This window comes from Pseudomonas poae, from assembly GCA_028869255.1.
Classification (GTDB): Bacteria; Pseudomonadota; Gammaproteobacteria; order Pseudomonadales; family Pseudomonadaceae; genus Aquipseudomonas; species Aquipseudomonas poae_C.
On record CP110972.1, the window covers coordinates 4062050 to 4081433 of the forward strand.

General features: G+C 60.3%; 16 protein-coding genes. 5 read left to right on the forward strand and 11 right to left on the reverse strand.

Annotation, left to right across the window (positions count from 1 at the left end):
• Positions 1-43: 43 nt before the first annotated feature.
• Positions 44-751 carry a TetR family transcriptional regulator gene (locus LRS56_18335; protein WDU60814.1) on the reverse strand — a complete coding sequence of 236 codons (708 nt, stop codon included), beginning with the start codon at positions 749-751 and terminating at the stop codon, positions 44-46.
• Positions 752-1014: 263 nt separating this feature from the next.
• Between LRS56_18335 and lexA the strand changes: the two genes are divergently transcribed.
• Positions 1015-1623: a transcriptional repressor LexA gene (lexA, locus tag LRS56_18340; GenBank protein WDU60815.1), complete on the forward strand. Its 609-nt coding sequence runs from the start codon at positions 1015-1017 to the stop codon at positions 1621-1623.
• A gap of 10 nt (positions 1624-1633) precedes the next feature.
• A complete protein-coding gene (locus LRS56_18345) occupies positions 1634-2107 on the forward strand; it encodes a SulA-like leucine-rich domain-containing protein (GenBank protein ID WDU60816.1) in 474 nt (157 codons plus the stop codon).
• A gap of 300 nt (positions 2108-2407) precedes the next feature.
• Here the strand turns inward: LRS56_18345 and LRS56_18350 are convergent, their stop codons facing one another.
• From LRS56_18350 to LRS56_18380, 7 genes are all read right to left on the reverse strand, one after another.
• Positions 2408-2641, reverse strand: a complete 234-nt coding sequence (locus LRS56_18350) for a hypothetical protein (GenBank protein ID WDU65775.1) — start codon at positions 2639-2641, stop codon at positions 2408-2410.
• A 226-nt stretch (positions 2642-2867) separates the two neighbouring features.
• On the reverse strand, positions 2868-3389 hold the full coding sequence (locus LRS56_18355; protein ID WDU60817.1) for a PasA protein: 522 nt from the start codon (positions 3387-3389) through the stop codon (positions 2868-2870).
• A gap of 126 nt (positions 3390-3515) precedes the next feature.
• Positions 3516-6137, reverse strand: coding sequence for a type I DNA topoisomerase (topA, locus tag LRS56_18360; protein WDU60818.1), 2622 nt, complete (start codon positions 6135-6137; stop codon positions 3516-3518).
• 114 nt (positions 6138-6251) lie between these two features.
• Positions 6252-6488 carry a DUF1653 domain-containing protein gene (locus LRS56_18365; protein ID WDU60819.1) on the reverse strand — a complete coding sequence of 79 codons (237 nt, stop codon included), beginning with the start codon at positions 6486-6488 and terminating at the stop codon, positions 6252-6254.
• Between the two features lie 96 nt (positions 6489-6584).
• Positions 6585-7760, reverse strand: a complete 1176-nt coding sequence (gene fadA, locus LRS56_18370; GenBank protein ID WDU60820.1) for an acetyl-CoA C-acyltransferase FadA — start codon at positions 7758-7760, stop codon at positions 6585-6587.
• Between the two features lie 29 nt (positions 7761-7789).
• Entirely contained in the window at positions 7790-9937 is a 2148-nt protein-coding gene (gene fadB / locus LRS56_18375; protein WDU60821.1) for a fatty acid oxidation complex subunit alpha FadB, read from the reverse strand.
• Between the two features lie 493 nt (positions 9938-10430).
• On the reverse strand, positions 10431-10868 hold the full coding sequence (locus LRS56_18380; protein WDU60822.1) for a hypothetical protein: 438 nt from the start codon (positions 10866-10868) through the stop codon (positions 10431-10433).
• Between the two features lie 105 nt (positions 10869-10973).
• Here LRS56_18380 and LRS56_18385 point away from each other — a divergent pair, with 105 nt between their 5' ends.
• Complete coding sequence (locus LRS56_18385) at positions 10974-11420, forward strand: universal stress protein (protein ID WDU60823.1); 447 nt, start codon at positions 10974-10976, stop codon at positions 11418-11420.
• A gap of 209 nt (positions 11421-11629) precedes the next feature.
• On the opposite strand, the gene LRS56_18390 is transcribed toward LRS56_18385, so the two are convergent.
• The gene (locus LRS56_18390; protein ID WDU60824.1) at positions 11630-13549 is read right to left on the reverse strand and encodes an ATP-binding cassette domain-containing protein; all 1920 of its coding nucleotides are present in this window, start codon (positions 13547-13549) and stop codon (positions 11630-11632) included.
• Positions 13550-13762: 213 nt separating this feature from the next.
• On the opposite strand from LRS56_18390, the gene LRS56_18395 reads away from it, so the two are divergent.
• A complete protein-coding gene (locus LRS56_18395) occupies positions 13763-15691 on the forward strand; it encodes a transglycosylase SLT domain-containing protein (protein ID WDU60825.1) in 1929 nt (642 codons plus the stop codon).
• 190 nt (positions 15692-15881) lie between these two features.
• On the opposite strand, the gene LRS56_18400 is transcribed toward LRS56_18395, so the two are convergent.
• Positions 15882-17654, reverse strand: a complete 1773-nt coding sequence (locus tag LRS56_18400) for an ABC transporter transmembrane domain-containing protein (protein WDU60826.1) — start codon at positions 17652-17654, stop codon at positions 15882-15884.
• A 247-nt stretch (positions 17655-17901) separates the two neighbouring features.
• On the opposite strand from LRS56_18400, the gene LRS56_18405 reads away from it, so the two are divergent.
• On the forward strand, positions 17902-18072 hold the full coding sequence (locus LRS56_18405; GenBank protein ID WDU60827.1) for a hypothetical protein: 171 nt from the start codon (positions 17902-17904) through the stop codon (positions 18070-18072).
• 56 nt (positions 18073-18128) lie between these two features.
• Here LRS56_18405 and pdxB read toward each other — a convergent pair whose 3' ends face one another.
• On the reverse strand, positions 18129-19271 hold the full coding sequence (gene pdxB, locus LRS56_18410) for a 4-phosphoerythronate dehydrogenase PdxB (protein ID WDU60828.1): 1143 nt from the start codon (positions 19269-19271) through the stop codon (positions 18129-18131).
• Positions 19272-19384: the final 113 nt, after the last annotated feature.

The following is a 19384-nucleotide window of genomic DNA, read 5'->3' on the forward strand; positions in this document are numbered from 1 at the left end:
GGCTAGCTTAGCGGATGCAAGCGGCCGCGCACACCCGGGGCAGTCAAACCTTGGCGGCGCTGGGTGTCGATTTGTTGCGTGGGCGCAACTGGGCGGCGGCCATGGCCTGGTCGGTCACGCCGCTTTCAGCACGCATGCCAGCAGCCAGGAACGGCACCATCAGGCGCATCACCTGCTCAATGGAGGTGTTGACGCCGAAATCGGTCTCGGCAATCGCACGCAACGCCTTGATCCCGGACATGCTGAATGCCGCCGCACCCAGCATGAAGTGCACACGCCAGAACAGCTCGATAGGCGGGATACGCGGCGCGGCTTCGTTGACCAGCAACATATAGCGGCGAAATACCTTGCCGTACATATCTTCAAGATAACGCCGCAGGTGGCCCTGGCTCTGGCTGAACGCCAAGCCCAAGAGGCGCATGAAGATCGACAGGTCGTTGCCGCTGCGCGGTTGAACCACCAGCGCTTGCTCCACGAGGATTTCCAGCAGGTCTTCCAGGCTCGGCTTGTGGTCTGCCTTGGCCTGGCGGCGCTCAAGCTCACGATCGAGGCTGGCACAGAACGGCCCCAGAAAGCGCGAGAATACCGCCTGGATCAGGGCTTTTTTCGAGCCGAAATGGTAGTTCACCGCAGCAAGGTTGACCCCTGCCTTGCTGGTGATCAGCCGCAATGAAGTTTCAGCAAATCCTTTTTCCGCGAACAATTGCTCGGCAGCATCGAGAATGCGTTCAACGGTTTCCGACTGGGCCATGGCTACTCCGCCTGACAAACACTTGTTTGAAACATACGTTTCAGGTTGTGTCTTGTCAAGCCTGCGAGTCCGTTTTCCGGCCGGGCAGTCATCTATTTCGTTGCTATTTAATCACATCCATACGGGTCTGTAGGCAGCGCTCTCCGCGCCCTGTAGGACGGGTGGCGAATGACCGTCCAGCGGAGTGCCTGAAAAGGATGATTGCCAAGCGCAGTTCACTGTATATAATCCCAGTCACTGTATAAAAAGACAGAGCGATCAACATGCTAAAACTGACGCCACGCCAAGCTGAGATTCTGGCTTTTATCAAGCGCTGCCTCGATGACAACGGCTACCCGCCGACGCGAGCGGAAATTGCGCTGGAACTGGGGTTCAAGTCCCCCAACGCCGCCGAAGAACACCTCAAGGCCCTCGCCCGCAAAGGCGCGATCGAGATGACCCCGGGTGCTTCACGCGGTATTCGCATCCCTGGCTTCGAAGCCAAGGCCGACGAATCGACACTGCCGATCATTGGCCGCGTCGCCGCCGGTGCGCCGATCCTGGCGCAGCAGCACGTCGAAGAGTCCTGCAACATCAACCCTACCTTCTTCCATCCGCGCGCCGACTACCTGCTACGGGTCCACGGCATGAGTATGAAGGACGTGGGTATTTTCGATGGCGACCTGCTGGCCGTCCACACCACCCGCGAAGCCCGCAATGGCCAGATCGTCGTGGCGCGTATCGGCGATGAAGTCACCGTCAAACGCTTCAAACGCGAAGGCAGCAAGGTCTGGCTTCTGGCCGAGAACCCTGAGTTCGCCCCGATTGAAGTGAACCTGAAAGATCAGGACCTGGTGATCGAAGGCTTGAGTGTCGGCGTCATTCGCCGCTAAAGGAGACATCATGCAGCTCGTGCACACCCCCCAACACACACAACTGTCGCTGTTCGAGGCCTTTATGGCCCAACCCCTTGCGCCGCTACTCAAGGAAACGGTCGAGGCGCCCTGGGGCGCCGAACCCGAGGTGTTCAGTGAATTGTCGTTGCGCGGTGCAGCTGGGAGCTGCCTGAGCCTGCTGGCGCCGATCCTTCGCGAATTGAGCGAAGAACAGAACGCCCGCTGGCTGACGCTGATCGCCCCGCCTGCCAGCCTGACCCAGGCATGGCTTCGGGACGCCGGCCTCAACCGCGAGCGCATCCTGTTGCTGCAACCACGCGGCACACAAAGTGCCCAGCAGTTGACCTGCGAAGCCCTGCGCCTGGGCCGCAGCCATACGGTGGTGAGCTGGCTGAACCCGCTGAATGCGACCGCCAAGCAACAGCTGATCAGCGCCGCACGTACGGGCGATGCACAGAGCTTGAATATTCGATTGGGGTAAGCGCGGAACGAGCTTGTTTTGATAAGCAAGCTTGTGTGTGGGGCTTGTGTGTAAGGGCTTGTGTAGCGAGCGGGCTTATGTGGTGAACGAGCTTGTGTGGCGAGCGAGCTTGCTCGCGTTGGACTGCGAAGCAGTCCTAAATAGATTAATGCGGTATATCCGTTATGCCACGGCGCTTGGTTTTAGGGCCGCTTCGCAGCCCAACGCGAGCAAGCTCGCTCGCCACAGAAGCTCGCTCGTCACGTACGCCCGCTCACTACACAAGCCTGCGCACCACGACAGCCCCTTTCACCCTGGAGATCAATGAAGAACCCGCGGCCCATCTTCTTTCTCCGGCTCGCCTTCTGCCAGGCGACCTGCCATCTGCACACCCACGCTCAACATGGCTTTTGCCACTTCTACGTGCTGGCCTTGCAGGAACGCTTTGGCGTCCTCGGAAAAATCCAGAATAACCAGAGAACCCTCGTCCTCAGCCCGGCGCAGTTCGATTCGACCGTCAGGCAGTTCAACAATTTCCAGAAAGGACGTCGGCATAAAAGTCTGTTCTCCACGAAAGGCCGGGATTATATCAGTCATCCACCCGGCATCGCTGAGGATCTGAAGAGGTTTCTTTACGGCTTGATGAACGGTGCTCACGAGAACTACCGGGATCCGGGTGGGAGCTGGCTTGCCTGCGATACCGACACCTCGGTGTATCAGACACACTCAATGGATGCCATCGCAGGCAAGCCAGCTCCCACATTTAATAGGCGCAAAGGCCTCAGCACTCGTTCAAGCCTTCCCGAAACCGCAGCGCCATCTTCTTCAGCTCCTGCCGCCAGCTCTCCAGTTCTTCACGGCTCAAGGGCTTGGGCTCATCCTCTTCCAGTGCAACAGCGACGATCAGCGGCTGTGTCACATCCCCCTTGGGCACATGCGGCACGCGTGGCGGCTGGAACATGTCAGCATGCGCCTTGAGCAAGCGTGCGATCCAACTGTCCGGGCTCTGCGCCATTTCCACCAGCTCAGCCAACTCGGGAATCGCCATGCTGTCCAGCACTTCGTGGTTCATGATCATTTCCGCCCGCGGCGAGCCAGCCTGGGGCAAGCGGTAGAACCCGGCGATCTCATGACACAGCCCCAGCAACGCACCATACAGGTGGAACAACGCCGCCTCACGCCCCGCCTGGACCAACGCGATGGCATTCATCTCCTTCCCTTCCTCGGCGCGGCCAAGGGCTTCCAGGGACAAACCCGCGAAGTAAATTTTCTGATTGGTACGGGTATAGAGTTCGTTGGCCATAACGGCAGTCTCCACAACGAATAGGCGTGATGCTGGCTTAACAGTGTCACGGATCAGCCGAGACTACTGCAAGCGCAAAAAAAGGCCGCCTGTGCAGGCGGCCTTTATATTTCGCAGATTAGACGATCAAGCGCCCTGGCGCTTGTCCTCGACCTTCCACTTGCCACCGTCGTAGAACGCTTTCCAGCCGGTAGGCTTGCCATCCACTTCCGATTGCACGTACTGCTCCTTGGTCTTGCGGCTGTAGCGGATCACGGCCGGGCGACCGTCAGGATCCTTCTTCGGCGCTTCACACAGGAAGTGGTACTTCGGATCGATCTCGTCTTTGTGCGGCACGATCTCCAGCACCAACGGCGCACGGGTCTCGCGGTTTTTCGGGAACTGGCTGGCGGCCAGGAACAGCCCCGAAGCGCCATCACGCAGGATGTAGGTGTCGTTGACCTTCTCGCACTTGAGTTCAGGCATCTTCACCGGGTCCATCTTCGGCGGCGCTGCGTCACCGCTTTTCAGCAGTTTGCGGGTGTTCTTGCACGTCGGGTTGGTGCAGCCGAAGAACTTGCCGAAACGGCCGGTCTTGAGCTGCATCTCGCTGCCGCACTTGTCGCATTCCAGGCTCGGGCCTTCATAGCCCTTGATCCGGTAACTGCCCTCTTCGATCTCGTAGCCGTCGCAATCCGGGTTGTTACCGCAGATGTGCAATTTGTGCTTCTCGTCGAGCAGGTAGGCATCCATCGCCGTGCTGCAGATCGGGCAGCGGTGCTTGCCACGCAGTACCAGCGACTCGGATTCACCCTCGTCGTCCGCGGCAATTTCATCGCCCGGCACCAGGTTGACGGTGGCCTTGCAGCGCTCTTTCGGCGGCAGGCTGTAGCCCGAGCAACCGAGGAACACACCGGTAGACGCGGTACGAATCTGCATCGGACGGCCGCAGGTCAGGCACGGGATGTCAGTCATCACCGGCTGGTTGGCGCGCATGCCGCTTTCAGGGCTTTCGGCCACTTCGAGTTTTTTCTTGAAGTCGCCGTAGAACTCGTCGAGCACGTTTTTCCAGTCGCGCTCGCCCTGGGCCACGTCATCGAGGTTCTCTTCCATGCCGGCGGTGAAGCCGTAGTCCATCAGGTTGGAAAAGCTCTCGGACAGGCGCTCGGTAACGATGTCACCCATCTTTTCCGAATAGAAACGACGGTTGTGCAGCGCCACGTAGCCACGGTCCTGGATGGTCGAGATGATCGCCGCGTAGGTCGAAGGACGGCCAATGCCGCGTTTTTCCATCTCTTTCACCAGGCTCGCTTCCGAATAACGCGCCGGCGGCTTGGTAAAGTGCTGGGACGGGTCGAGCTTGATCAGCTTCAACGTGTCGCCCTGGGCCATGTCCGGCAGCACGTCGTCATCACCTGGCTTGGCGATTTGCGGCATTACGCGGGTGTAGCCATCGAACTTGAGGATACGGCCCTTGGCACGCAGCTCGAAGTCGCCAGCGCCCACGCTCACGGTGGTAGACAGGTATTGCGCCGGCAGCATCTGGCAGGCCAGGAACTGGCGCCAGATCAGCTCGTAGAGGCGCTCAGCGTCACGCTCCATGCCACTGAGCTTGCTTGGCTCGGTGTTGGCATCGGAAGGACGAATCGCTTCGTGAGCCTCCTGGGCGCCCTCTTTGCTGCTGTAGACGTTTGGCTTCTCCGGCAGGTACTTCTTGCCGAATTCGCTTTCAATATAAGTACGCGCCATCGCCACCGCGTCCACCGACAGGTTGGTGGAGTCGGTACGCATGTACGTGATGTAGCCGGCTTCATACAAGCGCTGGGCCATCATCATGGTTTTCTTCACACCGAAGCCCAGGCGGTTACTCGCGGCCTGTTGCAGGGTGGAGGTGATGAACGGCGCCGACGGCTTGCTGCTGGTCGGTTTGTCTTCGCGCTTGACGATGCTGTAGCTGGAAGCCTTGAGCTTCTCCAGCGCGGCCATGGCCTGGGCTTCGTTCAGCGGCTTGAACGCCTCGCCTTTTTCGCGGGCCACTTCAAAGCGCACGTTGGCGCCTTTGGCAGTGCCCAGGTCGGCGTGGACTTCCCAGTATTCTTCGGGGTTGAACGCACGGATCTCGCGCTCACGCTCCACCACCAGCTTTACCGCGACCGATTGCACACGGCCGGCGGACAGGCCACGGGCGATCTTGGCCCACAGCAGCGGCGAGACCATGTAACCCACAACGCGGTCGAGGAAACGCCGGGCCTGCTGGGCGTTAACACGGTCGATGTCCAGTTCGCCCGGCTTGGAGAAGGCTTCCTGGATAGCTTTTTTGGTGATTTCGTTGAACACCACGCGCTTGTAGCGGCTGTCATCACCGCCGATGGCTTCCCGCAGGTGCCAGGCAATGGCTTCCCCTTCGCGGTCCAAGTCCGTCGCGAGATAGATGGTGTCAGCATCTTTGGCGAGCCGGCGCAGCTCTTCAATGACCTTTTCCTTGCCTGGAAGGATTTCGTACTTGGCCTTCCAGCCATGATCCGGGTCCACCCCCATACGCGAGACCAGCTGCTTGCGCGCTTTCTCTTTAGGGCTGAGCACCGGACCTTCGCCCGCAGCCGCCTTGCCGCGTTTGGCGGCAGGCTCCTTGCTGGCGCTAGCCGAACCGCTGGTGGGCAGGTCTCGGATATGGCCGATACTCGACTTCACCACGTACTCGTTGCCCAAGTACTTGTTGATGGTCTTGGCCTTAGCCGGGGATTCCACAATGACCAGCGATTTGCCCATGGATCGGAAAATTCCTGAATTCGAGAAGTGAAAGGCAGTTGGCGCCTGTCGCGGCAACGCTATATATAGTGGCAACAAGGTGAGGTCAAGCGCAGCATTCTGCGCGGCCTGCCGTTATTGCCCTGAAAAAAGACTGGGTTCGGCCTGGACCAAAGCAAAGCGCGGGACCTGCTCGCCGTCAACTTCGACAGTCTCCAGGAACATGCTCACTGGGCGTACCCAAAAGCCGTAATCGCCATACAGTGCTTGGTAAAACACCACTTCTTCTTCGGTCTCGGAGTGCCGTGCCACGTTAAAAACCCGGTACTGCGGACCTTTATAATGTTGGTAGAGCCCTGGTTCGACTTTCATGCTCTGGCCCTCTTACAAAATTTGTTAAAAAAAATATTAAAAATTCCAAAAAACAAAAACCGGGGCACTGGGCCCCGGCTTCCGTCGACGAAACGATTAGATACGTTCGAAGACGGTGGAGATGCCTTGGCCGAGACCAATGCACATGGTTGCAACCCCAAGGTTGCCGCCATTTTGCTTCATCACGTTAAGCAAAGTGCCGGAGATACGCGCACCGGAGCAACCGAATGGGTGGCCCAGGGCAATCGCGCCGCCGTGCAGGTTAACCTTCTCATTCATCTTGTCGAGCACTTTCAGATCTTTCAGCACTGGCAAGGCCTGTGCGGCGAAAGCTTCGTTGAGCTCGAAGAAGTCGATATCAGAGATGGTCAGGCCCGCGCGCTTCAAGGCTTTTTGTGTGGCCGGTACTGGACCATAGCCCATGATCGCCGGGTCCACACCCGCCACAGCCATCGAACGAATCACGGCCAGCGGCTGGATACCCAGGTCCTGGGCACGCTGCGCCGACATCACGATCATGCACGAAGCACCGTCGGTGATTTGCGACGAAGTACCGGCTGTCACGGTGCCGCCCTTTGGATTGAAGGCCGGCTTGAGGGCCGCCAAGCTTTCCAGGGTGGTATCCGGACGAATGGTTTCGTCGTAGTCGAACAGTTTCAGAAAACCGTTCTCGTCGTAGCCGTTCATCGGGATGATTTCATCCTTGAACTTGCCTTCCACGGTCGCCTTGTGGGCAAGCTGGTGGGAGCGCAGGCCGAAGGCGTCCTGAGCTTCGCGGGTAATGCCGTGCATTTTGCCGAGCATTTCTGCGGTGAGGCCCATCATGCCCGAGGCTTTTGCCGCGTACAGCGACATGTGCGGGTTAGGATCAACGCCATGCATCATGCTGACGTGGCCCATGTGCTCCACGCCACCGACCACGAACACATCGCCGTTACCGGTCATGATCGCCTGGGCGGCGGTGTGCAGCGCACTCATCGACGAACCGCACAGACGGCTCACGGTCTGCCCGGCAGCGGTGTGCGGGATCTGGGTCATCAACGACGCCATGCGCGCGATGTTCCAGCCCTGCTCCAGGGTCTGGTTGACGCAGCCCCAGATCACGTCTTCGACTTCGTTCGGGTCGACCTTGACGTTACGTTCCAGCAGTTTGCTGATCAGGTGCGCCGACATGTCTTCGGCACGGGTGTTGCGGTGCATGCCGCCCTTGGAGCGGCCCATCGGCGTGCGACCGAAGTCGACAATCACCACGTCTCTTGGATTCAAGCTCATAAATATTCTCGCTCAAGTGTCAGGGTCGCTTAACCGAAGAAGCGCTGGCCGTTTTTGGCCATCTCACGCAGCTTCGCGGTCGGGTGGTACAGCGGGCCCAAATCAGCGTATTTGTCAGCCAGGGCAACGAACTCAGCCACACCGATCGAGTCGATGTAACGCAGCGCACCACCACGGAATGGAGGGAAACCAATACCGTACACCAGGCCCATATCGGCTTCAGCGGCGGTTTCGACAATGCCGTCTTCCAGGCAACGCACGGTTTCCAGGCACAGGGCGATCATCATCCAGTTGATGATGTCCTCGTCGGACACCTCACGCTGCTCGTAGATGACTGGCGCGAGCACTTCATGTACCGACGGGTCGGCGACTTTCTTCTGCTTGCCCTTCTTGTCGGCCTCGTAGGCATAGAAGCCCTTGCCGTTCTTCTGGCCCAGGCGCTTGGCCTCGTAGAGCGCGTCGATCGCCGAGCGGCGGTCGTCTTTCATGCGGTCCGGGAAGCCTTCAGCCATCACGTCGCGGCCGTGGTGGCCGGTGTCGATACCGACCACGTCCATCAGGTACGCCGGGCCCATTGGCCAGCCGAATTTTTCCATGACTTTGTCGATGCGCACGAAGTCCACACCGGCGCTGACCAGCTTGGCGAAACCGCCGAAGTACGGGAACAGCACGCGGTTGACCAGGAAGCCCGGGCAGTCATTGACCACGATCGGGTTCTTGCCCATTTTCTTGGCGTAGGCAACGGTGGTGGCAACGGCCAGCTCGCTGGACTTCTCGCCACGGATTACTTCCACCAGCGGCATCATGTGCACCGGGTTGAAGAAGTGCATGCCGACGAAGTTTTCCGGACGCTTGAGGGCCTTGGCCAGCAGCGAGATGGAAATGGTCGAGGTGTTCGAGGCCAGGATAGTGTCTTCTTTAACCTGGGCTTCCACTTCGGCCAGTACGGCCTGCTTGACCTTCGGGTTTTCGACAACGGCTTCGACAACCAGGTCGACGTGGCCGAAATCGCCGTAGGACAGCGTAGGACGAATGCCGTTAAGCACTTCAGCCATTTTCGCAGCGGTCATGCGACCTTTATCAACGCGGCCCACCAGCAGCTTGGCGGCTTCCGCCAGGCCCTGCTCAATGCCGTGCTCGTTGATGTCTTTCATCAGGATCGGCGTGCCTTTGGACGCCGACTGATAGGCGATACCGCCGCCCATGATACCGGCGCCGAGTACGGCAGCCTGTTTCACGTCGCGGGCAATCTCGTCGTAGGCCTTGGCCTTTTTCTTCAGTTCCTGATCGTTCAGGAACAAGCCGATCAGGCTCTGGGCAGCCGAGGTTTTCGCCAGTTTGACGAAGCCTGCCGCTTCCACTTCCAGGGCTTTGTCGCGACCGAAGTTCGCGGCCTTCTGGATGGTTTTGATCGCCTCAACCGGCGCCGGGTAGTTCGGGCCGGCCTGGCCAGCCACGAAACCCTTGGCGGTTTCGAACGACATCATTTGTTCGATGGCGTTGAGCTTGAGTTTTTCCAGCTTCGGCTGACGCTTGGCCTTGTAGTCAAATTCGCCGCTGATGGCGCCCTTGATCAGGTTCAATGCGGCTTCTGCCAGTTTGTCCGGGGCAACCACAGCATCGACGGCGCCGACTTTCAGCGCGTCTTCGGCCTTGTTTTCCTTACCGGCGGCAATCCACTCGATGGCGTTGTCGGCACCGATCAGGCGCGGCAGGCGCACGGTGCCACCAAAGCCCGGGTAGATGCCCAGCTTGACTTCAGGCAGGCCGATTTTGGCGGTCGCCGACATGACACGGAAGTCTGCGGCCAGGCACATTTCCAGGCCGCCGCCCAACGCGATGCCATTGATAGCGGCAACGGTCGGCACGTTGAGGTCTTCGAAATCGCTGAAGATCTTGTTGGCTTCGAGGTTGCCAGCCACCAGCTCGGCATCGGGCAGCTTGAAGTTGTCGACGAATTCGGTGATGTCAGCGCCGACGATAAACACGTCCTTGCCGCTGGAAACGATCACGCCCTTGACCGAAGCATCTGCTTTGATGGCGTCTACGGCCTGACGCAGTTCGTTCAGGGTTAGACGGTTGAACTTGTTGACGGACTCACCCTTGAGGTCGAATTTCAGTTCGACGATGCCACTTTCAAGAGCCTTAACCGTGATGGCTTTACCTTCGTAAATCATCAACTGATCTCCACGATATGGAAGCTGAACAGTACACATTGGACGCTGGCCTCTGGCTGGACATTGATAGTTGCGTCAATGCTCATGCCAATCCGCCAGGCACACCCGCCAATGCGATAGTCGGGATTCTGTATGAGCGTTCTGACAGACAAACGCTCAATTCATACGCCCGTTTGATTTGGGTACGCCACCTTCATCCAATTCAGGGCAATTGTCAATCGCTCGAAGGGCTAGGAAAAACGCGACTTTCCAGTCATTTCAGAACCCCGGCCACGGGCGTGCGCTCCGTCAATATTCAAAGATTCACAGGATCAATAATAGAAAAGATGAGGGAAAAGACTGTACAGAACCGGATATACCGCTAGGCTAGCGACAACCGTAACGCGTGCGGATGAACATCCGACGCGGGAAATACAGATTTACCGGCCTGCCTGGCCAACCCAGCCCGATGATGATGTCGGGCTTTTTATTGCCTGGCTTTTATCCACGGGCATCAAGCCAGGGCCTTGAGCAACGCGTCTATAGCGTTCAACACGCTTGCCTCACCCTTCTCGCCCCAGTACAGGGCGATCATTTGCTTGTCGGCTTCGACCTTGTAGACGTTGGCCGGCAGCGTTGCAAAATGCGGCAACAACTTTTCATCGACGCACACCTCACGCCACTGATTGACCCAGACTCCCGGTTCCAGCTGCCAGTAGCTCCAGGTCGCCGGCGCACTCCCGCGCCGTGGCCGGCAGTACTGCGCACACGGGCTCGGCGGCTCCTGCTTGAGCCAGTGCGGCCACTCCTGGGGCGCCAGTTGCATGGCCAGGCCGATGCGGCGCGCCTCCATGCGCAGGGCCATGCGCCCGCTCTGATGGCGCGAGGGGCGCAGCCATGCCAGAGGGCTCAGAACCACCACAAGGATTGACACCACTATCCAGACCGTCATATGTGTACTCCCGAATTTCCAGATGAGCGGATTTGATCTGACGCAACCCTATCCGCTTGAAAGCAGCCATACTGAATCTATTGCAGTCCCCTGGAGGAACGCCCCATGTCCTACGAACATATTCTGGTCGCGGTAGACCTGACCGAAGAGTGCGATCCAGTGATCAAGCGCGCCCGCGCCTTCGCGGTCGCCAGCAACGCCAAACTGTCACTGGTGCACATTGTCGAGCCTATGGCCATGGCCTTTGGTGGCGACGTGCCGATGGACCTTTCCCAACTGCAGCAACAGCAGTTTGATCAGGCCAAAGAGCGCCTGGACCGGTTGATCCTCAAATACCCGGAAGTGACCAAGGAAAACTCCCACCTCACTTACGGCCAACCTCGCCAGGAGATCCACCACCTGGCCAAGGAACAGCATTGCGACCTGATCGTGGTCGGCAGCCATGGCCGTCACGGCCTGGCGCTGCTGCTGGGCTCCACCGCCAATGATGTGCTGCACGGCGCGCCGTGTGATGTGCTGGCCGTTAAATTGGTCAAAGACACCAGTAAGTAAGACTGATGAATATCCAATGCAGGAGCTAGCTTGTGTGGGAGCTGGCTTGCCTGCGATAACGGCACCTCGGTCTGTCAGTCCAACCTCAGTGAGGCTATCGCAGGCAAGCCTGCTCCCACACAAGCTCTCCCACATTTGAACCGCATTTCATATAAAAAACCCGGCATTCATCAAATGAACACCGGGTTTTTTTATTGCTTGCGGATCACTCAGGCATCCAGCTCAGCCCAACGCTCCATCAGCACTTCCAGCTCCTGGTTCAACGTCTCCAGGGAAGCAATGACCTTGGCGGTTTCCGCCGCCGGGCGCAGGTAGAAACCCGCGTCAGCCATCTCCGCTTCTACGGCGGCGATCTGCTGTTCCTTGGCGTCGATATCGCCCGGCAAGGCTTCCAGCTCGCGCTGCAGCTTGTAGCTGAGTTTCTTCTTGGCAGCCGGAGCGGCTTCCTGCACAGGTGCAGCGGCGGCCACCGGGGCAACGACTGCCGAGGTCAAGTCGGCCTTGCCGGACTTGCTCTCGGTCACGCCCAGCAGGCGCGGCGAGCCGCCCTGGCGCAGCCAGTCCTGGTAACCACCGACGTATTCACGCACCTTGCCTTCACCTTCGAAGACCAGGGTGCTGGTGACCACGTTGTCGAGGAATGCCCGGTCGTGGCTGACCATCAGCACGGTGCCGTTGAAGGTCAGCAGCACCTCCTCCAGCAGTTCAAGGGTTTCGACGTCGAGGTCGTTGGTCGGTTCGTCGAGCACCAGCAGGTTGGCCGGTTTGCTGAACAGCTTGGCCAGCAGCAGGCGCGCGCGCTCACCACCGGACAAGGCTTTGACCGGCGTACGTGCGCGCTGCGGGCTGAACAGGAAGTCGCCGAGGTAGCTCAGCACGTGGCGGCTCTGGCCGTCGATGTCGATAAAGTCGCGGCCTTCGGCCACGTTGTCGATCACGGTTTTTTCCAGGTCCAACTGGTGACGCAACTGGTCGAAGTAGGCCACGTCGATGCGCGTGCCCTCTTCCACGGTGCCACTGGTCGGCTGCAGGCCGTTGAGCATCAGCTTGAGCAAGGTGGTCTTGCCGGTGCCGTTGGCGCCCAGCAGCCCGATACGGTCGCCGCGCTGCAGGACCATGGAGAAGTCCTTGATCAGGAACGGGCCGTCGGGGTGATGGAAGCTGACATTCTCCAGCACCATCACCTGCTTGCCCGATTTGTCGGCGGTATCGAGCTGGATATTGGCCTTGCCTGTGCGCTCGCGACGCTCGCTGCGCTCAACACGCAGGGCTTTCAGGGCGCGTACGCGGCCTTCGTTACGGGTGCGGCGCGCCTTGATGCCCTGGCGGATCCAGACTTCTTCCTGGGCCAGTTTCTTGTCGAACAGCGCGTTCGCGGTTTCTTCAGCCGCCAGTGTGGCCTCTTTGTGCACCAGGAAGCTGGCGTAGTCGCCGTTCCAGTCGATCAGGCCGCCACGGTCCAGTTCGAGGATGCGCGTGGCCAGGTTTTGCAGGAAGGAACGGTCGTGCGTGATAAACAGCACGGCGCCCTGGAAATCCTTCAGGGCTTCTTCGAGCCAGGCGATCGCACCGATGTCCAGGTGGTTGGTTGGTTCGTCGAGCAGCAGCAGGTCCGGCTCGGACACCAGCGCCTGGGCCAGCAACACACGGCGACGCCAGCCGCCGGACAACTCGGCGAGGGTCTTGTCGGCCGGCAGTTGCAGGCGGCTCAGGGTGCTGTCGACCAGTTGCTGCAAGCGCCAGCCGTCACGGGCTTCGAGGTCTTGCTGGACATGCATCAGCTTGTCCAGGTCTTCTTCGGTGACGCAGTTCTGCGCCAGGTGATGGTATTGCGCGAGCAACTCGCCCACGCCATCCAGGCCTTCGGCAACCACGTCGAACACTGTCCGTCCGTCGGCCACCGGCAATTCCTGCGGCAATTCGCCAATCTTGAGGCCCGGGGCGCGCCATACAGAGCCGTCGTCGGGCTTCTGGTCGCCTTTAACCAGCTTCATCATGCTGGACTTGCCGGTGCCGTTTCGGCCGATGATGCACACCCGCTCACCACGGGCGATCTGCCAGGACACCTTGTCCAACAACGGCATAGCGCCGAAAGCAAGGGACACATCGCTGAATTTGAGCAGGGTCATACGCTTCTCCAAAAACTGGGCGCGCATTCTACCTGACTTGAGGCTTGGATGCGGTCGGCATTTTCGCTATAGACACGTTCTGAAGGACATTTCCCAGCAACTTGAACCAACCGGCCGGCAAAGCTTTCGCCGGCCGCTGGCAAAAGGCTAAGCTAGGGGCAATCAGTGTCGGCGGTGCCGGTGCTAGTCGTGATTTCTCTGCACGGACGTCTCATGCGCAGTCGCCTTTTCAACTTTTTATCTTGTCTGCTTCTTTCCGCCACCGCCGTTCAATCCGCCCAGGCCGTGGACCTCACCACCCAACGTCAATACTACGATGAAGCCAAACGCGCCTTGGCCAAGGGCGATACCGGCCCCTATATGCAATACAGCCAGGCCCTCGCCGATTACCCGCTTACGCCGTACCTGGCCTATGACGAGCTGACCGCTCGCTTGAAAACCGCCAGCAACGAGGAAATCGAACAGTTCCTCGCCAAAAACGGCGACCTGCCCCAGGCCAACTGGATGAAGCTGCGCTGGTTGCGCTGGCTGGCCGAGCGTGGCGACTGGCAGACCTTTGAAAAGTACTACGACCCCAAACTCAATTTCGTCGAGCTGGACTGCCTGCATGCTCAGTTCCAGCTCACCCATAACCTGAAAGCTGAAGGTTACAAGACCACCGAAAAACTCTGGCTGACCGGTAAATCCCAACCGGCCGCCTGTGATGCGACCTTCGGCCAGTGGGCCGCCGACGGCCAGCTCACCGAACAAAAAATCTGGGACCGCGCCAAGCTCGCGGCCGAAGCGCGCAATTACGCGCTGGCCAACAGCCTGGTGAAAACCTTGCCGACCCTCGGCGCCACCGGCCGCCTGATGGTGGACGTGGCGCAAAAGCCCGACATGCTGAGCGACCCGTCACGCTTCCTGCCGGCCAACGAGGCCATGTCTGACGCCGTCGGCCTGGGCCTGCGCCGCCTGGCGCGCCAGGCCCCGGACAAGGCCATGGCCTTGCTCGACGGCTACGCCAGCAGCATGCACTTCTCGCGTGACGAAAAAGTGTCGATCGCCCGGGAGATCGGGCTGACCCTCGCCCGCCGCTACGACCCGCGTGCGCTGGACGTGATGACCAAGTACGACCCCGAGCTGCGCGACAACACTGTCTCCGAATGGCGCCTGCGCCTGCTGTTGCGCCTGGCGCGCTGGGAAGATGCCTACCAGTTGACCCGTAAACTCCCACAAGACCTGGCCACCACCAACCGCTGGCGCTACTGGCAGGCGCGCAGCCTGGAGCTGGCCGAGCCGAAAAACCCGCAGCCGCTGGTGCTGTACAAAAACCTCGCGCAGGAACGTGATTTTTACGGTTTCCTCGCCGCCGACCGCTCCAAGGCCCCGTACCAGCTGAAAAACAAACCGCTGCTGATGAGCCAGGCGCTGGTCAACAAGGTGCGTAACACCCCGGGCGTGCGACGTGCCCTGGAGTTCTATGCACGTGGCCAGATCGTCGATGGCCGCCGTGAGTGGTATCACGTCAGCCGCCACTTCAACCGCGACGAAATGGTCGCCCAGGCCAAGCTGGCCTATGACATGAAGTGGTACTTCCCGGCGATCCGCACCATCAGTCAGGCGCAGTACTGGGATGACCTGGATATCCGCTTTCCGATGGCCCACCGCGACACCCTGGTGCGCGAAGCCAAGGTGCGTGGCCTGCATTCAAGCTGGGTGTTCGCTATCACCCGCCAGGAAAGCGCCTTTATGGACGACGCTCGCTCCGGCGTCGGCGCCAGCGGCCTGATGCAATTGATGCCCGGCACCGCCAAGGAAACCGCACGCAAGTTCAGCATCCCGCTGGCCTCCCCGGCCCAGGTGCTGGACCCGGACAAAAATATCCAGCTTGGCGCGGCCTACCTGAGCCAGGTGCATAGCCAGTTCAACGGCAACCGCGTACTCGCTTCCGCCGCCTACAACGCAGGCCCCGGCCGCGTGCGCCAATGGCTGCGCGGTGCAGACCACCTGAGTTTCGACGTGTGGGTGGAAAGCATCCCGTTCGACGAAACCCGCCAGTACGTGCAGAACGTGCTGTCTTATTCGGTGATCTACGGGCAAAAGCTCAACTCCCCACAGCCGCTGGTGGACTGGCATGAGCGGTACTTCGACGATCAGTAACGCATAACGTGTGGCAGCAGGCTTGTTATGGAGAACGGGCTTGCCCGCGTTGGGCTGCGCAGCAGCCCCAAAACCAGTCAACACGGTCGGTCTACCAGCAGAACTGCGGCGGCTGGAGTGGGAGCGCTTCGCACTCCAACGCGGGCAAGCCCGCTCGCCACAACAAGCCCACAAGGCACAGGGTTAGCGTTTAACCGGCATCCCCATCACTGAACTGCAACGCCGCCAACCGCGCATACAGCGGATTGCTCGCGATCAACTGCTGATGCGTGCCCACCGCCACCAGTTTGCCCTGGTCCATCACGGCAATTCGGTCGGCATGCTTCACCGTTGCCAGCCGATGCGCGATCACCAGCGTGGTGCGGCCCTGCATCAGTTGCGGCAAGGCTTGCTGGATCAAGTGTTCACTCTGCGCATCCAGGGCGCTGGTGGCTTCGTCCAGCAGCAGGATCGGGGCGTCCACCAGCAACGCACGGGCGATGGCCAGGCGTTGGCGTTGGCCGCCGGAAAGGCCCATGCCGCCGTCACCGAGGTGGGTCTGGTAGCCGTCGGGCATTTGCAGGATAAAGTCGTGGGCATGGGCAATACGTGCGGCGGCTTCGACCTGTTCGCGGGTGGCGGACGGGTTGCCGTAGCGGATGTTTTCTTCGACGCTGCCAAAAAACAGCGCCGGGCTCTGGGACACCAGGGCGAAGTGGCGGCGCAGGTCCAGCGGGTCGAGGTCGGTCAGCGGCTGGCCTTCGAGCAGGATGCGCCCCTGTTGCGGGTCATAGAAGCGCAGCAGCAAATCGAAAATCGTCGATTTGCCCGCACCGGACGGGCCGACCAGCGCCAGGGTCTCGCCGGGGTTGACAGTCAGGTTCAGGCCGTCAATGGCATAGCTGTCCGGCCGTGACGGATAGGAAAAGCGCAGGTCCTGCAGCTCCATACGGCCGCTGACGCGCTCGGGCAACTGCACGGTGCCGGTGGCAGGTGCCTGGATCTCGTTGCTCGACTGCAGCAATTCACCGATCCGCTCCGCCGCACCGGCAGCCCGTTGCAGCTCACCAAGCACTTCGCTGAGGGTGCCGACGGCGCTGCCGACGATCAAGCTATAGAACACAAACGCCGCCAGCTCACCGCCGGAAATCCGCCCACCGATCACATCCATGCCGCCAACCCAGAGCATCACGCCCACGGCGCCGAGCACCAGCATGATCACCAGGGTAATCAGCCAGGCACGCTGCACGATGCGTTTGCGCGCGGTGGTAAAGGCGTCTTCCACGGTCACGGCGAAGCGCTTCTCGTCCTGCACCTGGTGGTTATAGGCTTGCACGGTCTTGATCTGGCCGAGGGTCTCGGACACGTAGCTGCCCACATCGGCGATACGGTCCTGGCTCAAGCGCGACAAGCTGCGCACGCGGCGGCCGAAAATCAGGATCGGCGCCAGTACCAGCGGCAGCGCCACCACCACAATGCTGGTGAGCTTGGGGTTCGTGATAAACAGCAGCACGATACCGCCGATCACCATCAAGGCATTGCGCAGGAACAGCGACAGCGAAGAGCCGATCACCGATTGCAGCAAGGTGGTGTCGGTGGTCAGTCGCGACTGGATTTCCGAGCTGCGATTGTTCTCGTAGAACCCGGGGTGCAGGTAGATCAGGTGGTTGAACACCTGCCGCCGAATATCCGCCACCACCCGCTCGCCAATCCACGACACCAGGTAAAACCGCGCAAACGTACCCACGGCCAGGCCCAACACCAACACCATAAACAGGCCGATGGACTGGTTGAGCAGGTGCGGTGACTGGGTCATGAAGCCCTGGTCCACCAGCAGGCGGATGCCCTGCCCCATGGACAACGTGATGCCAGCGGTGACGATCAGCGCCAACAGCGCACCCAGCGCCTGCCAGCGGTAGGGCGCAATAAAGCGGCTGGCCAGGCGGATCGCACGGCGTTGACGGACTGAGAACATGGAGGGCATCACCTGCGTAAGGGAGATAAGTATCTACCGCCCTTACATGGGGGGAACCTGGGTAAATAACAATGAGTCGGATTAATTATGCCCGCCGATGCTGGCCCCTAGAGGCTATCGGTCTAATGCCCGGCTGGAAATTCGTAATGGTTTCTGGTGGACTGAGTATTCGAACCGATGAATGTGCAAGGAGTTGTAACGGCGCAGTCACGCGGGGGGTTCACAGTAGGTACACAACCTGATGAGGAGACAGGCCATGACCTTGCAAGATAGCAGCGATGCCAAAATTGAAGTGATTCGCCAACCGCAGCAGTTGCCTTGCTCGTACATCGACGCCAAGGGCCGCGAAGTGCAGATCACCGAAGAGATGATCCAGCAGGCGTGCAGCGAGCTGGAGCAGCGGCTGGTCAAGCCTGCCCAGGGCTGAAGCGCCCACGCACTTTCAAACCCGGCCCAGGTGGCCGGGTTTTTTATAGGCTGGCTTTAAACCGCTTGAGCGCCCAGGGCGGTGACGATGTTTGCCAACACCGTCGACTCCCCATTGATCCGCACCCTCAAGCCGTCAATCTCGCGGCGTGCCGGGTAGCCCTTGCGCAACAGGTCGAAAGCCTTGCGCTGTTGTTCCACGGTTCCCACAAGGCTACGGCGGAAATCCGCATCATCACGGCGCGGGTCGTACACGCTGCGACACAGGGTGGCCAGCGCCCAGGCGGGGTCGGTCGAGGCATTCAGCTGCACTTCGGCCAGCCACGGCTCCGGCAACAGATCGCTCAATTGAATCGCAGGCGCCTGGCCCAGGTAGGCGCAGAACGCCTGATAAATCTGCGCCGTGCCACGCTGCCGGCCATCCAGGCTGTAACCGGCGATATGCGGCGTAGCCAGTACGCACAGGTCTGCCAGGTCGACATCCACCTGCGGCTCGCCTTCCCACACATCCAGCACCGCTTGCAGGTCTTCGCGGTCCAGCAGCACCTCGCGCAGGGCAGCGTTATCCACCACCGCGCCACGGCTGGCGTTGATCAGCCAGGTGCCGGGCTTGAGCTGGTTGAGGCGCTGGCGGTCAAACAGGTGCCAGGTGGAACCGTTGCCGGATTTGGTCAACGGGGTGTGCAGGCTGATCACGTCGCATTGCTCGATAATCTGCTCCAGGCTCACGTAATCGCCGTCTTCGGCGATCTGCCGCGGCGGGTCACACACCAGCACGTTCCAGCCCAGGCCCTTGAGCACCTTGACCAGCCGCCCGCCGACTTCACCGGCGCCCACCACGCCATACGTGCGCTGGTTGAGGTCGGCGCCTTCGAGCTCGGCCAGGGTTTGCAGGCTGCCCAGCACATAGTCGACCACGCCCCGCGCATTGCAGCCGGGAGCGCTGGACCATTGGATACCGGCCTGCTTGAAGTAATCGAGGTCGAGGTGGTCAGTGCCGATGGTGCAAGTGCCGACAAAACGCACCGATGTGCCGTCCAGCAAGGCGCGGTTCACGTTGGTGACCGAGCGCACCAGCAGCACGTCCGCCTGCTCCAGCGTGGCGCGGTCGATGGCGCGCCCGGGCACCCGGCGAATCTCGCCAAACCCTTCGAAGAAGGCATCGAGTAGCGGAATATTTTCGTCGGCAACAATCAACATGGCAGGCTCCTTTCGCGGAACAGCAGTGTACAGGGCTTGAGTGGGAGCTGGCTTGCCTGCGATGCGGGCGACTCGGTGGATCGCCCGAACCGAGGTGCTGCCATCGCAGGCAA